The following is a 13,755-nucleotide window of genomic DNA, read 5'->3' as shown; positions in this document are numbered from 1 at the left end:
TTCACTCAACGGCGTGTATGCGCCGCAAAAGCTGCGACAATCTCCTCATAGCTCAATTCCGCCGTGCCTGCCACAACTACATCGGCCTTTGCCATTGCTTCCTTCGTGCCTACGCCAACTGCGAACATACCCGCTGCTTTAATGGCTTCCACCCCGGCCTCGGCATCCTCGACGCCAATGCAGGCTTCCGCCGGCACGCCCAATACCTCCGCTGCACGCAGGAATACCTCCGGATGCGGCTTGCTGTTGGCTACTGTCGCGGCATCTACAATATGATCAAAATATTCCTGTACACCCAGACGGTCCACCACTACAAAAGCGTTCTTGCTTGCAGAGGCCATCCCGATTCTAAGACCATGCGCACGGATGGCCCGCAGAAACTCCGTGATGCCAGGCAGAACATCCGCCGGTGTAATTTTCGTAATCAGTTCCTTGTAATGTTCATTCTTCTTCGTTGCCAATGCTTCCTTTTCTTCTGCGGTGAAATCATGCTGGCGGTTTCCCAAAGCCAAAATTCGCTCGAGGGACTCCATACGGCTCACACCCTTCAACTGCTCGTTAAACTCACGGTCAAACGGGATGCCCAGCTCTCCGCCAAGCTGTTTCCATGCAAGATAATGATACTCGGCCGTATCCGTAATTACGCCGTCTAAGTCAAAAATAAATGCTTGTACCTGTGTCATACATATCTTCCTTTCACATGCATTTCAGTCACCCTACTATGCTACCATTTTTTAGGCGCAAAGGAAACGGAAACCTTTCCATACGATATACAGATGAAGAGGATGTTATGTACGTATACGTATACAACATCCCCTCAATCTCATCATAATGGAAAGCACAAAGGTAATTTCAGCTTTGTTGCAGTTTGCGGAAGCCGCAAATATTTCTCTTCAAACATGCGCTTCCTACTGCTCGAATGAGAAGTTCACACGCTGCTCCTGCTCGCTCCACACAAGTACGGCATCAAACGTCTTCTCTCCCTTTTTAAAGCCCTTAATCAAGCCGGTGCGCCCTTCCTTCAGCAGCTTTTTGGCATTTGCCTGCGAGAGAGTCTTGCCTAGAATCTTCTTGGAAAATGTAAAATTGCACTTTGTTTTGCTATAGTTGGCACAGCCATAGAAGGTGCCTTTATCCACAACCTGCCCGCCGCATTTTTTGCAAATCCCCACCGGCACCGCTGCCTTTTTCTCCCGTTTTTGGCTCATTGCCTCCGTATCAACACCGGTGAAATCCCAGGACCCGGCTGCCTGCTGCGCACTCTCCACAATTCTGGACGCCAGCTTCTTCGCCTGTTCCATGAAGGCATCCGGATCAGCCTTTCCTTGTCCGATTTCCGCCAGACGCTGCTCCCAGCGCGCAGTCATTTCCGGTGAAGCGAGAATGTGTTCCCCAATGGCATCAATCAGCAGGATGCCTTTTTCTGTCGCATACACTTGGTTGTTCCTTACTTCCATGTACTTTCGGTCCTTCAGCATCGTGATAATGCCGGCGCGCGTAGCTTCTGTGCCAAGCCCCTCTGTCTTATTCAGCACCTTCTCCAGCGCTTCATCCTCCAGCACCTTGCCGGCTGTTTTCATCACTGTAATGAGCTGCCCCTCTGTATAGCGCTTTGGCGGCTGTGTTTTCCCTTCCTTTACACGCACATCCAACGTTATGCCCTCTTCTCCTTTTTCCAGCGGGGGAAGCAAGGCCTCGTCATCCTCATCCTGTGCCGTTTCCTGAAACAGCACCTTGCGCCAGCCCTCCCGGATCTGCTGTTTTCCCTTTGAAAGGAAGACAGCCCGGCCGTCCACCAGCGTTGTGATGGTTGTATAGTCGAAGATGGCGGCTTCATAATAGGCGGCTATGAGACGCTTTACCACCAAATCATACAGCTTCCGCTCATCACCGCCCAGCTTGTCCACGTTCGGTACCTGCTCTGTCGGGATGATGGCATAGTGGTCTGTCACCTTCTTCTCGTTCACATACCGTTTGTTATCCATAATGGAAGCAATCGGGGTCGGGAAATATGCCTGATATGCCTCCTGCTTGGCCAGCTTCTGCAAGATATCTGGAAAACCGGCCGCTTCTCCCTTTGTCACAAAGGAGGAATCCGATCTGGGATAGGACAAATATCCCTTTGTGTATAAGCTTTGGGCCAAGTCTAGCGTTTTCTTCGGTGAAAATTTAAAGGCACGGTTAGCTGTTGCCTGGAGAGAAGACAGATTAAACAAATAGGGCGGCTGATACTCCTTCCGCTCCTTCTCCGCTTCCGCCACCTGAGCCGGCTTTCCAAGACAGAAGGCCGCAATTTTTGCTGCCATCTCCGGGTTATCGAGCCGCGATTCCTCATCCTTATGCCATTTCCCCTCATACTGCTTGCCATTGATGTCAAACAGGGCAAGCACTTCCCAAAACGGCTTTGACACAAAACTGGCAATTTCCTTTTCCCGCTTCACCACAAGCGCCAATGTAGGCGTCTGCACCCGCCCGGCAGAAAAAACATCCTGAATTCCTTTTTGCTTCATCAGAATGGTATATACACGGGATGCATTCATTCCCACCAGCCAATCGGCGCAGGCACGGCTGTAGGCTTCATGATACAGGCTTCGTGTATCCTCTTCCGCCAGCAGGCTGCGAAAGCCGTCCCGGACTGCTTTTTCTGTCAGAGAGGAAATCCAGAGACGCTTCATCGGTTTCCGGGTCCGGGCTGTCTGCAAAATAGTGCGCACGATCAGCTCACCTTCCCGCCCGGCGTCCCCGGCATGAATAATCTCCTTCACCTCCGGCTTTTTCAGCAAATCCTTAATGATATAAAACTGCTTTGATTTGGATTTCATCACTTTATATTGAAAGGCCTCCGGAATCATGGGCAATGTGCCCAGCGTCCAGCGCTTCCATGACTCGTTATATTCCTCCGGCGGCAGCAGCTCGCAAATATGGCCGACCGCCCAAGTAAAGTAAGCGCCCTCCGGGAATAATTCATTCGGGGCAACCTCTGCATAACCGTCCTTCTTCTTCGGGCGAAACGGCGCCGCCAGCTTCATGGCCTGGTCCGGCTTCTCGGCAATGACAAGTTTCACGTACGTCCGCTCCTCTCTCATAATAGTCTGCTTTATTATAATAGTTCGCACATTTCCTTACAATGAAGGAGTCCGGTGTTTCTCCATAGGCATCCTTCTCTGCTATATTCCCAAATAGAAAAAGCCTGCCGCAGCGGCAGGCTATTTCACAAGTTCATTTGCTTCTTTTTCATAAATTTTATCAAAGGATGTCATAATGCGCTGAGAAGCTTGGATGCTCCGTTGGTTTGTCATAACCTCCGCCATTTCCTTTGTCATATCTACATTGGAGGCCTCCAGCATATAGTTATGCACTTTCGCTGTACCGGAAGGGAGATTTCCGATTTGCATCCCATCCAAAGTGAATCCGGCGTTCTCATGCTTGACCAGCTGGTCAGAAGCAGCGGCACTCACACTTCTTGTCTGCAGCTGGGCAATGTTTTTGCCTGTATTTACATCATACAAATACCCCTCTGCCGTCACACCCACTTTTGTACCGGACGGCACCTGAATATGATTGTTATTGACATCGAGCACATAGGACCCCGTTTCTGTCTTCAGGTACCCTTCCTCATTCACTCCAAAATGGCCATTTCTTGTCAGCATCGACTCGCCATTTTGCTCGACAACGAAGAAGGATGTATTCCCCTCCATCCCATCCTCGAGCATCAAGTCGGTTGGGCTGTTCGTAATTTGCATCGCCCCGGGCTGCAGCTTCGAGTATACCCTGGCCGACATAACAGCATAATCCTCATTGCCAATCCCTGTACGGCCACCATCATCCTGACGGTACATTGTATGGTTTGCAATCGGCTTTGTTGTCAGAAAATCAGCTTTAAAACCCGTTGTCTGCGCATTGGCTATATTATTGGCATGCGTATCCAAGCGCCGCATGTACGTCATCATCCCCATGGAGCCGATATATAATCCTTGACTCATTCGCAACGAACCAGAAGCAGATTGCCTCTGTGTTCTTCTCCCCCTTCTATTTCGTTTGGTCCGTCTGTCCGAACAATAAATCAGAGAACAGCGGCGAGGTTGCCTGCTCCTGCTCGCCGAGCTTCTGCTGGATGAGCGCAATAGCTTCCTTCAGCTGCTGCAGCTCCTGCTGCTGCGGCACAGCTGCTGCTGAGCGTGCATTTGCAGGAACAACCGTGAATGAATCGCCAAGCAGCTGCAGCAGGACTGCCTTTCTGCCGTCATGCCCCATAGTCCTTGATGGCAGCCGCGCTGCCGGGCTGTCCTCGAGCTTACGCAGCAATGCCTGCACCGCATCCTTCGGGGGAGCCGCAATCTCTGTCTCTTCCGCTCCCGCTGCGGGGATATCCGGCTGCGGAGCAGGCTGCTGCACCTGCAGCACCAGCATCACCTTCAACTCATACTGCTTTCGCCAAAACAGCGGGAACTTCCGCTTCACCTTTTCATCAATGATATGATACTGCAGGCTTCCGAACCGCTCAAACAACTCCCGGTACAATTCATCCCGGGAAGGCGCCTGGAGCACCTCCAGCTTTGTTTCAATACTCATCGCTTCGCCTCACCTCACCGGCCGCATTACTCTATAACCGCAATTTGCTCCACCATCACCTCAGGAGAAAGCTCGCTCACCGTCAGCACCTTCATATCAAGCTGGTAACGCTCCAGCGTACGGACAAACCCGAAGCGGAAGTCCTTTCGTCTTGTAAGCAGCACCGGCTCTTTGCCTGTCAGACGCGCTTTCTTCAGAATGTGCTGCACCTGCTCCATGACACGCATTTCCGTTTGCAAGTCCCAGCTCAGCACATAACCCTGATACGAATTATTTACAACCTCTGTTTCCAGCTCCAGTGAGTCCTGGAACAACGCAGCATATACCTTGCCATCATAGTTTTTGGCATTTTCACAAATCACCTTGGCAATAGACTCACGAACAAAGGATGTAACCCCATCCACATGGTTTTGATAAATCTCCTTGCCATCGATGATGGCCTCCATAATCGTCGGCAGCTCCCGGATGGAAATGCCCTCCTTCAGCAGCTGTTTGACTACATTTTGGATCAAAGACAAGTCAATTTCCTTCTTCTTAATCTCTTCAAGCAACACTTCATGGTCCTTCTCAAGCGATGTGATCAAATCTTTCACGTGCTGGCGCTGAATCAGCTCGTGAATGTTTTTGCGAATCACAACATCGAGGTGCGTTGTTAAAATGCTGAGCGGCTCAAGCACCTGATAGTTTTTCATTTGTGCATCCTGCACCATATGCTCCATAATCCAGTAGCCGTCCTCGCCAAATACCGGATCCTTCGTCGGTTCTGCATCCAAATCTGTCATCACATGCGGCGTTTTCAGCGCCAGCAGATGACCGGATTTCAGCACACCCTCCGCCACCTTTGCTCCCTTAATTGTGATTACATACTTGCCGCGCGGACGGAAGCTTGTGTTGTCTTTAAAGTTAATGCCGGGTACATTAATTCCCAAATCATTAATAATGGACTTACGCATTAGCATAACCTTATCGCGCGCAGTTTCACCATTAATTTTCTGTTTCACAAGCGCAGCCAAATCTAATCCTAATTCCACGATAATTGGATATTTGTCAGTGAAGACACCGAAGGAATCCTCAACCTGCTTTGTGTCGCCCTCGTTTTTAATCATTTCCATCTCCTGCTGCAGCTCCTGCTCCTGCTGCTTCTTGCGCTCCTTCTTGCTGCGGTAGCCGAAGTAGATGACTGCGCCGCCAATCAATAGGAATGGAAACATCGGCAGCGGCGTGAACACACCCATCGCAATGAACAGACCGCCCATCGCGTATACGATAATCTCCTGTGCCATCAATTCTCTAAAAATGCCCTGCGTCAGATTATCCTCAGAGCCGTCAAATACGCGCGTCACAATCAAGCCTGTCGAAATCGCCAGCATCAAGGAACCAATCTGGTTAATGATGCCGTCACCAATTGTCAGCTTGGTGAAGTGGTAGGCTGCATCTGTAAAGCTCATGCCCTGCTGCAGCATCCCTACAATCAGACCGAAGATAATATTTACAAACAAAATGACAATACTAAACACAACGTCACCCTTAACGAACTTGCCGGCACCATCCATCGCCCCGTAGAAGTCTGTCTCCATATTCAGCTTCTTACGGCGTTCCTTGGCCTCTTCTTCCGTAATCATGCGCTGGTTCAAATCCGCGTCGATGGACATCTGCTTCCCTGGAAGCGAGTCCAGCGTAAAGCGGGCCGCCACCTCGGCTGTACGGGAGGCGCCGTGGGCAATAATAAACTGGAACACAATCAGCACCAGGAAGATGACAACGCCAATCAGCATATTGCCGCCGATTACGAACTGGCCGAACTCCTCGATGACATGTCCGGCATTGCCTGTTGACAAAATGGCGCGCGTAGTGGAAATGTTCAGCGCAACCCTGAAAATCCCGATTAACAACAGCATTGTCGGGAAGGTCTTTAGCTCATCCCAGCCCTTAATGCTTGTGGAGCGCATATAAATCAGCACGGCCAAGCCGAGCATGAATACAAGCGTCATGTCCAGCACAAACGGCGGCAGCGGCACAAGTAAAGCAACTACGAATGACACTGCCACTAAAATGGATGCGTACGCCTTGGCGGAACTTGCTCGAAGCAAAGCCATCTCCTCCTAGTCTTTCAATTTCTCTTATAGTTCTAATTGTTTTGTTTGAATTAAGTAACGCATAACCTCAATGGCGGCGACATATAAATCCTCGGGAATCATCTCGCCCTCATTTACATTATAATATACAGATCTAGCTAATGGCTTATTTGCGACCATTGGTATTTTATTCTCTTTTGCCAGCTGCCGCATATACATGGCAAGCTCATCCTCCCCCTTGGCAAGCAGCACCGGGGCGGCATCCACATTCTTGCGGTAGCGCAGCGCCACAGAGATATGTGTCGGATTGTTCACAATAAAGGTGGCATCCTCCATCTTCTTGGCCACGGCTCCCTGAATGATGGCATGCATGAAGCTCTTTTGCTGATGCTTAACCTCTGGATTTCCTTCGTTATCCTTGTGCTCCTGCTTTACCTCTTCCTTCTTCATCTTCAAGTCCTCACCGTGCTCCCACTTTTGATAGATGTAGTCGCCGATTGCCAGAACGGCTGTCAGCAAAAGCAGCACAAGAAACACAGACTTCAACTCGCTCAAGGTTTGCAGCAATGTTGCCGACCAGCTTTGGCCGATGGCGCCCACGAAATGAGCAATTCCTTTTTTTACAACAACATAACCGACATAGCCGATCAGAACGGTATACAGCAGCGACTTCCCCACCTGAATCAGGCCCTTGCGGCCGAACAAACGGGAGAAATACCCTTTTGGGTTCAAACGCGAAGGCTTCGGCATAATCAGCTTTGGCACAAACAAGAAACGGACCTGCAGTACATAGTTGACCAGATGCAAGCCTGTGACCAGCAGCAAAATCGGCAGTACGATTCGGAAAAGCAAGGAGCCCATCAGCTGCAAATACTGCTTCGGGTCTGTGGAGCCATTAATTTGGTCGAGCAGTGTGCTGACTGCTTTCGGGACCTCTCCGCCCATTTTCGTGCCGAACACGTACAAAAACACTGCGAGCGCCACCAAGGAAAATAAGTTGTTCAAATCCTGGCTTCGCGCAATATTCCCTTCCTCCCGCGCCTTCTTCAGCTTCTGCGGGGTCGCTTTTTCGGTACGGTTATCCTTTGCCACACTGTCTCCCCCCTTGCCCTTTCAAATCATACTGACGATTATTTCGTCAGGAAAAAGTTAAATACATTCGTGTACTCCTCCAGCAATCTGGCAGTCAAGTTTTTAAACACAAATCCGAGCATCGGCACACTGGCACCCATAATCAAAATCCCGACCGTCAGCTTCACCATCGCCGCATTGGCAAAGATGTTCAGTTGCGGTGCACTCTTACCGATAATCAGCATGACAAAATTTATGATGAACAGACTGCCCATAATTGGCAGTGCAATCTCTACAGCCGATGTCATGGCAAACAGCAAGGTCGACAGCACCATCTTTAGGAAGTCGGTATGAAGCAGGGCTGCCGCTGTCTCGGTATACTGAAAGGATTTCATAATCGCCAGGACAAGATAATCAATGCCGCCCAGTGAAATAAACACAATCACAAAGAAAATGTCCAACAGGATTGCCAAAGCGGTTGCCTGGGACCCGGCATTATAATCAAACAGCGTAACCTGGGCCAAACCCATATCCATATCAATCAGGTTGCCGGCCATTTTTGGAATGCTCATGAACAGTTCAACAATTTTGGCCAAAGCGATCCCGATGATGATTTGCGTGGCTGCATAGGCGAACAGGGCAGGCACACCATCAATCTTTTCAAGAGGAATGCGGTCTGCCACTGAGGCAGCTAAAGCCAGGCCGAATACCATCTTTGCCATTGCCGGAAGCGCCCGGCTTGAGAAAACAGGCAGAAAGAACAGGAACGAGCCGATGCGGCAAAAAGCGAGAAACATTGCAGTTAACAGCTCCATATTCATGCCACATAGCCTCCTTGTTCAGCTGCTTAACGCAGCATATCTGGAATTTTGTCAAACATATGCGTAATGATGCTTGTCAGTTCACCGAACATCCATGGACCAAGCGCGACCAAGACAATAATGACACTTGCCATCTTCGGAAAGAAGGTCAGCGTTTGCTCTTGAATCTGCATCATGGCCATAATGACGGCGATAATGACAACAACGACCGTACTGACTGCCGCAACGGGAAGCAGCACTTCAAAGCTTTTATACATGAAGGACTGAAAAATATCGAAAATCGGAGCTGTATTCACCCGGACACCTTCCTTCTGAAAGTATGAATCTATGAGAAAAAGCGGCTGTAACCGCTTCTTATGATACCGTTTTGAACATAATATCAACAATCTTCGTGTATCCACCTATATATACAAATATTAGGATTTTAAAGGGTAAGCTAATCACCATTGGCGGCAGCATCATCATCCCCAGATACATCAAGAATGTGCTGACAATCAAGTCAATAAAGACGAAGGCCAGGTAAATAAACATCCCCGTCAAAATTCCTTTTTGAATCTGCGTCAGTGTGAAGGCCGGCACCATGGTCAGCATGGACACCTTCTCCGGCTTATTCGGCACCTCTTCATCACGCACCTTCAGCATCATCTTCAAATCATGCTCATACGTGTGCTTGGCCATATATTCCTTCAAAATTGGGGCGCTCCGCTCCACGATATCCGTAGCCTGCAGCTTGCCAGCCTGCATCGGGTCCCAAACATCCGTTTTCAAGTCCGAAATGACCGGCTGCATCGTAAACAGTGCCAGGAACAATGCAAGACCAACGAGCACCTGGTTCGGCGGCAGGTTTGTCACCCCAAGACCTTGGCGCGTCATGCCAAGCACAATCACGAAGTACGTGAACTGTGTAAACATCAGGACAATTGAGGAAGAAAGCGACAGCAGCGTGACCATTAGGAACAGCTGCACGCTCTCGTTCATAGAGCCCTTGCCAGATAGGTCGAAGAGAGCCTTCGTTTCTTTTGCCGCCGCATACGCATGCGGCATAAAAGCAAAGGAAACGAAAAACGCGAACAAAACTGCAAACAAGGCAATGTGTTGTTTTTTCATATATTCTCCTTTGCTTCTTCCGTCTTTGGCATTTCCTCCTGCAGTGTTTGCTGCAGCATATTTGTAAAGCTTTTATCGCTGCTCAGCTGGATTGACTGCACACCGTTTTGCCCGAACACGGTGAATACCTGTCTCCCGTCCACCTCGAACAAAAATGCGCCCGTCTGCTGATTGATATAAATGCCATCCTTCACCTGGATGATGCCATTCTCACCCTGCTTACGGAAGGCATGCTTTTTTGTTTTTTTTGTCATATAATAAGCGCCATAACCAAGGACGCCCAGGAATAAGGCCACTTGTAATAATGTCCATACATAGCTCATGTAGCGGAACGTGCGGCAAACGCCGCATCCTCCTTTCCTGCTGTGCGGTCATTACCGGCACATTCATAATCTAACACAATCCACTTCGCTCGCCAATCGCATTTCATTTCCATGTGTCAGTCTGCCAAATTTGGCTCCCGCACCGCTTACATCCCAGCCTCGTGCAATGCTTCCCGACGCTTGGATGCCTGAATTTCTGAAATGATGATGCCGAAGCTATTATCAATCACAACAACTTCGCCGATGCCGACCTTTGTTTCTCCTAGATAAATGTCGACCTTATGGCCGAGCTTTTTCTCCACTTCCAAAATATCGCCAATCTTCATGCTTCGCACGGCACCCACGGTTGTTTGGGCTTTGCCGAGCTTCACGACCATGTCGACGTACACATCGGCAATATTTTCAATTTGCCCGGTTTGCTCACCCTTGGCTCCTTGTTCACTGGCGCGCTGGAAGTCCATCAGTTCTACGGATGAAATCGTATGCTTTTGATTCATTGGATGCTTCGGACAAATGTCCTAGGCATTCCCTCCCCTGTGTATGACTTCGTTATTCCTCCACATAATTTTGGAACAAAAAGGCCTTTTTATGGCCCTCCCTGCCGATCAAGCACTCGAATTTCCGCTTACCGGCCACATATCCGCCCAGCTTATCCGTAATTTTCGTGCCAAGAGGGATGATGTCCCCTTCCTCAAGCTGCTGTAGGTCCGCAATGGTCATGCGTCGTTCCCCGATGGAAATGTGAACAGGCTTCTTCACCTTTTTGAGCTCCTGCTCCACTTCCTTCGAATAATGCTTTCGCTTGTCAGAAGCGTGCTCCACAATGTTTTCGGCAGTCAGCTCGTCCATGATGGGTTCAATGGAGAGAAACGGAATGCCGATCCGCACGGTTGTGTTCCAATGCTCTGTCCGAATGTTCACGTTGAGCAGAGAGATAATATCACTTGGCGTAGTTACCTTGAGTGCGGTCGGCGTTGTTTCAGTAGTGACCAGACGCGGCTCAATATCTGCAACATTGCCGAACGCTTGGCGCAGCTGCTCATTGATGACTACAAACAGGTTGCGGAGCGTAATCATCTCAAACGTAGTCAACGGACGGCGCAGCTGAAAGTCCCGCCTTGGGTCACCGCCGAGCCAGCACTCGTGCAAATAAATAATAAACGCCAGGTCCATCTCAACAATAATTTCCCCCAGCTCCGGGTGCCCGAGATTCACCACGGAATACGCATAGTAATCCTTTGGCATTTTCTCCACATACTCATTCATAAATGGAACCTGTTCCACAGTTGAAGGCTCCATTTCCACCGGCATACGGAGACGGGCTGACATGTTTTGAATAAAGGTTTTGCCGAAATTGCTGGCAATGGTTTGCAGGCTCCGCAAGTGCTCAATGCCGAATTTCTCCGGACGGTTGAAATCGTACTCCTGGAATTTCTCCTCTTCCTTTATCTCTTCCTCGAAATTGGGCACCTCGGCCCCTTCCTGCATTGCCTTCAGCAGGGCATCAATCTGCTCTTGACTTAGTTTGTCACCGCCGCTCATAAACTACTCCCCTCCCTTCTCTCCAAGAGCTTATAATTTCTGCAGCTCCGTAATCTCCACGTACATTTTACCTTGCTTTGTTAAAATTTTGCCACGACCAATTTCTTGGTTTTCAAGCATAATCGTCACCACATTTTTCTCTGACTGCTCCAGCTTGTAAAGTGTTCCTTTTGTAATCTGCAGCAGGTCATCAATCTTTTTACGGGTGCGTCCCAGCTCAAAATGAATGGTCAACGGAATATTTTCTGGAATTTCCATACATCATGCTCCTTATCGTACCTGAATCCCCAAAATTTTGCGGATGTAGCCCTCTGTCTCTTTGAATGGAGGCACTCCGCCGTACTTTTGCACATTGCCCGGCCCGGCATTATAGGCTGCCAGCGACATGACAAGGTCGCCATTATATCGCTTAAGATAGCCGGCAAGCTCCTTCACGCCGCCCTCAATATTCTGTCTTGGGTCATAGGGGTTGGCAACGCCCTGCTCCCGCTGATTGGCGGGCATCAGCTGCATCAGCCCCTGCGCTCCTGCATAAGAACGGGCATTTGGATTAAAATTAGACTCTGTCTCGATGATTTTTTGAATCAGCTGCTTTGGCACGCCGTACTTCGCGCTCACCTCGCCGATGATATCTGTATACGCATTTGCATTGCTCGAAGATACGGGTTGAATATTATACTTTTGCACCAATCCCCATGTATCGCTTCCCGTTCCGGATACTGCGCCGAAACGGCGGGCAAACTCTTGATTATCCAGGACATTGCTCATGCTTGCCGCACTTGCCTCACCGGCTCCTGTGCTGCCTGTTTCGGGAGCAGCGGATAATTGCTCGGCAAAGCTGCTTGCAGGTGCATCTGAAAAGGATGGTGGATTCTTTATTTTTTCCTCAAATTCGGCTCTTTTATAAGATAACATTTGTGTGACCACATTATTAATCATGAGAGCATCACCTTATCTATATAGAATATCACAGCAGGTTTGTCTGCACGGATAATCAAATTAAATATCCATATAATATAATATTAATAGCTTTTGTACCGCTTGGCAAGACAAGATTTTTAGGATTGTTGAAGCTAGAGGACGCATAAAAGGAAAGAAAAGGAGCGCGGTGCCTCCTTCCTTTCATTGCAGCAAACAGGAGGAGCTTCCTGTATCTCCTCACAGCCTGTTCAATCTTTCAATGGCCGGCTGATACCCATATCTTTCAGCCTCCCTATAGGCTGTCCGCGCCTTCTCCTTGCTGTCTGCCACAAGTCCGTCCATCAATTCATAATACAGCCCCAGGTTATACGCTGCCAGGAATGTGCCGGTTCCGACCACTCCGCCCACTTTCTTCTCATCCCCTATCTCCAAGCACTTTTCGAAGCTATGGGCAATCTCCGGCATCAGATGCATCCGGTTTTCCATATCCTCTTGAATGTACTCCATATAAAAAAGGCCGCAAACAAAATAGAAATCAGGATAGTGCTTCATGACGTGCTCTGTTTGCTCCATCACCTGCAGCATCCGTTCATACTGCTTGGCGTGCAGCAGGGCATACAGATACTCGACAATTGCCTCTTTGGTATAGGCGTATTGCTCTTCTCTGTTCTGGAAGAAGATCTCGTAATATTGAAGGGAACGGGGCCAGTCCTTCAAATTACGATACTCTCTCGCAGTCTGATAACAGTAATATGGATGGTTTGGCTGTTCAGTGAGAGCCTGCAGCAGCAGCGGCAGATTCCGCCCGGCCTTTTCCGTCAAATAGTAGCCGGAGTGCCTGACATGAATGGGGATCGGGACACGCGGCAAATCACTCGCCAGCTGCTCATGAATGATTCCGGTGAAGCGAAAGCGGCGGGGAAACAGGCGGGAAACATATTGCACCGCCTGCTTCTTCGCCCCCGCCTCATCCACAAATTCGCTCGTAATCCGGATTTGGCCAATCTGCTCTTTTTCTATAAATGAATGTACAGCACTCTCATCGAACGAAAGAACCATTTCATCCGCATCCAGCACCAACACCCAGTCCCCTGTTGTCTCGGCAATCACGGCATTACGCGCTGCGGCAAAGCTGTTCTGCCACGGAATGTGCAGCAGGCGTACCGGCAACTGTGATACAATCTCCTTTGTCCGGTCTGTCGAACCCGTGTCCGCAACCACAATTTCATCTACATACTTCTGCACATGCTCGATGCATAGAGCAATATTTCTTTCTTCATTTTTTACAATCATGGCCAGTGAAAGCTTCATACGGTGCACCCC

Annotated in this window: 15 protein-coding genes; all 15 read right to left on the bottom strand. The window is 49.4% G+C overall.

Annotated elements, in window-relative coordinates:
- Positions 1 to 5 precede the first annotated feature (5 nt).
- Entirely contained in the window at positions 6 to 683 is a 678-nt protein-coding gene (pgmB, locus tag NK662_RS10015; protein ID WP_254758783.1) for a beta-phosphoglucomutase, read from the bottom strand.
- A gap of 225 nt (positions 684 to 908) precedes the next feature.
- Complete coding sequence (locus NK662_RS10010) at positions 909 to 3,065, bottom strand: DNA topoisomerase III (protein ID WP_254758782.1); 2,157 nt, start codon at positions 3,063 to 3,065, stop codon at positions 909 to 911.
- Between the two features lie 141 nt (positions 3,066 to 3,206).
- Complete coding sequence (locus tag NK662_RS10005; RefSeq protein ID WP_279664184.1) at positions 3,207 to 3,983, bottom strand: flagellar hook-basal body complex protein; 777 nt, start codon at positions 3,981 to 3,983, stop codon at positions 3,207 to 3,209.
- A 46-nt stretch (positions 3,984 to 4,029) separates the two neighbouring features.
- Positions 4,030 to 4,572: a hypothetical protein gene (locus NK662_RS10000; RefSeq protein ID WP_254758781.1), complete on the bottom strand. Its 543-nt coding sequence runs from the start codon at positions 4,570 to 4,572 to the stop codon at positions 4,030 to 4,032.
- 26 nt (positions 4,573 to 4,598) lie between these two features.
- Positions 4,599 to 6,662 carry a flagellar biosynthesis protein FlhA gene (locus NK662_RS09995; RefSeq protein ID WP_254758780.1) on the bottom strand — a complete coding sequence of 688 codons (2,064 nt, stop codon included), beginning with the start codon at positions 6,660 to 6,662 and terminating at the stop codon, positions 4,599 to 4,601.
- Positions 6,663 to 6,692: 30 nt separating this feature from the next.
- Entirely contained in the window at positions 6,693 to 7,739 is a 1,047-nt protein-coding gene (gene flhB, locus NK662_RS09990; RefSeq protein WP_254758779.1) for a flagellar type III secretion system protein FlhB, read from the bottom strand.
- Between the two features lie 38 nt (positions 7,740 to 7,777).
- Positions 7,778 to 8,539, bottom strand: a complete 762-nt coding sequence (locus NK662_RS09985) for a flagellar biosynthetic protein FliR (RefSeq protein WP_254758778.1) — start codon at positions 8,537 to 8,539, stop codon at positions 7,778 to 7,780.
- 26 nt (positions 8,540 to 8,565) lie between these two features.
- Positions 8,566 to 8,835 (bottom strand): flagellar biosynthetic protein FliQ, encoded by a 270-nt coding sequence (locus NK662_RS09980; protein ID WP_254758777.1) that lies wholly within the window; start codon positions 8,833 to 8,835, stop codon positions 8,566 to 8,568.
- A gap of 58 nt (positions 8,836 to 8,893) precedes the next feature.
- The gene (locus NK662_RS09975; protein ID WP_254758776.1) at positions 8,894 to 9,646 is read right to left on the bottom strand and encodes a flagellar type III secretion system pore protein FliP; all 753 of its coding nucleotides are present in this window, start codon (positions 9,644 to 9,646) and stop codon (positions 8,894 to 8,896) included.
- Positions 9,643 to 9,969, bottom strand: coding sequence for a flagellar motor switch protein FliN (locus NK662_RS09970; RefSeq protein WP_254758775.1), 327 nt, complete (start codon positions 9,967 to 9,969; stop codon positions 9,643 to 9,645). The genes NK662_RS09975 and NK662_RS09970 overlap by 4 nt, the downstream gene beginning before the upstream one ends.
- Before the next feature lie 146 nt (positions 9,970 to 10,115).
- Positions 10,116 to 10,466, bottom strand: a complete 351-nt coding sequence (locus NK662_RS09965; RefSeq protein ID WP_254758774.1) for a FliM/FliN family flagellar motor switch protein — start codon at positions 10,464 to 10,466, stop codon at positions 10,116 to 10,118.
- 52 nt (positions 10,467 to 10,518) lie between these two features.
- Positions 10,519 to 11,511: a flagellar motor switch protein FliM gene (fliM, locus tag NK662_RS09960; RefSeq protein ID WP_254758773.1), complete on the bottom strand. Its 993-nt coding sequence runs from the start codon at positions 11,509 to 11,511 to the stop codon at positions 10,519 to 10,521.
- Positions 11,512 to 11,541: 30 nt separating this feature from the next.
- Positions 11,542 to 11,769, bottom strand: a complete 228-nt coding sequence (locus tag NK662_RS09955; RefSeq protein WP_254758772.1) for a flagellar motor switch protein FliN — start codon at positions 11,767 to 11,769, stop codon at positions 11,542 to 11,544.
- 12 nt (positions 11,770 to 11,781) lie between these two features.
- On the bottom strand, positions 11,782 to 12,450 hold the full coding sequence (locus tag NK662_RS09950; RefSeq protein ID WP_254758771.1) for a lytic transglycosylase domain-containing protein: 669 nt from the start codon (positions 12,448 to 12,450) through the stop codon (positions 11,782 to 11,784).
- Between the two features lie 219 nt (positions 12,451 to 12,669).
- The gene (locus tag NK662_RS09945) at positions 12,670 to 13,743 is read right to left on the bottom strand and encodes a glycosyltransferase family 2 protein (RefSeq protein WP_254758770.1); all 1,074 of its coding nucleotides are present in this window, start codon (positions 13,741 to 13,743) and stop codon (positions 12,670 to 12,672) included.
- Between the last annotated feature and the right edge of the window lie 12 nt (positions 13,744 to 13,755).

This window comes from Ectobacillus ponti, assembly GCF_024294785.1.
In the GTDB taxonomy this organism is placed as follows: domain Bacteria; phylum Bacillota; class Bacilli; order Bacillales; family Bacillaceae_G; genus Ectobacillus; species Ectobacillus ponti.
This window is presented reverse-complemented; position numbering and strand designations above follow the sequence as displayed.

Excerpts from the sequence above, each read along its gene's own strand:
- pgmB (WP_254758783.1), bottom strand. The coding sequence starts at position 683 with ATGACACAGGTACAAGCATTTATTTTTGACTTAGACGGCGTAATTACG.
- NK662_RS10005 (WP_279664184.1), bottom strand. The coding sequence starts at position 3,983 with ATGAGTCAAGGATTATATATCGGCTCCATGGGGATGATGACGTACATG.
- NK662_RS10000 (WP_254758781.1), bottom strand. The coding sequence starts at position 4,572 with ATGAGTATTGAAACAAAGCTGGAGGTGCTCCAGGCGCCTTCCCGGGAT.
- NK662_RS09985 (WP_254758778.1), bottom strand. The coding sequence starts at position 8,539 with ATGAATATGGAGCTGTTAACTGCAATGTTTCTCGCTTTTTGCCGCATC.
- NK662_RS09975 (WP_254758776.1), bottom strand. The coding sequence starts at position 9,646 with ATGAAAAAACAACACATTGCCTTGTTTGCAGTTTTGTTCGCGTTTTTC.
- NK662_RS09970 (WP_254758775.1), bottom strand. The coding sequence starts at position 9,969 with ATGAGCTATGTATGGACATTATTACAAGTGGCCTTATTCCTGGGCGTC.
- NK662_RS09965 (WP_254758774.1), bottom strand. The coding sequence starts at position 10,466 with ATGAATCAAAAGCATACGATTTCATCCGTAGAACTGATGGACTTCCAG.
- fliM (WP_254758773.1), bottom strand. The coding sequence starts at position 11,511 with ATGAGCGGCGGTGACAAACTAAGTCAAGAGCAGATTGATGCCCTGCTG.
- NK662_RS09955 (WP_254758772.1), bottom strand. The coding sequence starts at position 11,769 with ATGGAAATTCCAGAAAATATTCCGTTGACCATTCATTTTGAGCTGGGA.
- NK662_RS09950 (WP_254758771.1), bottom strand. The coding sequence starts at position 12,450 with ATGATTAATAATGTGGTCACACAAATGTTATCTTATAAAAGAGCCGAA.
- NK662_RS09945 (WP_254758770.1), bottom strand. The coding sequence starts at position 13,743 with ATGAAGCTTTCACTGGCCATGATTGTAAAAAATGAAGAAAGAAATATT.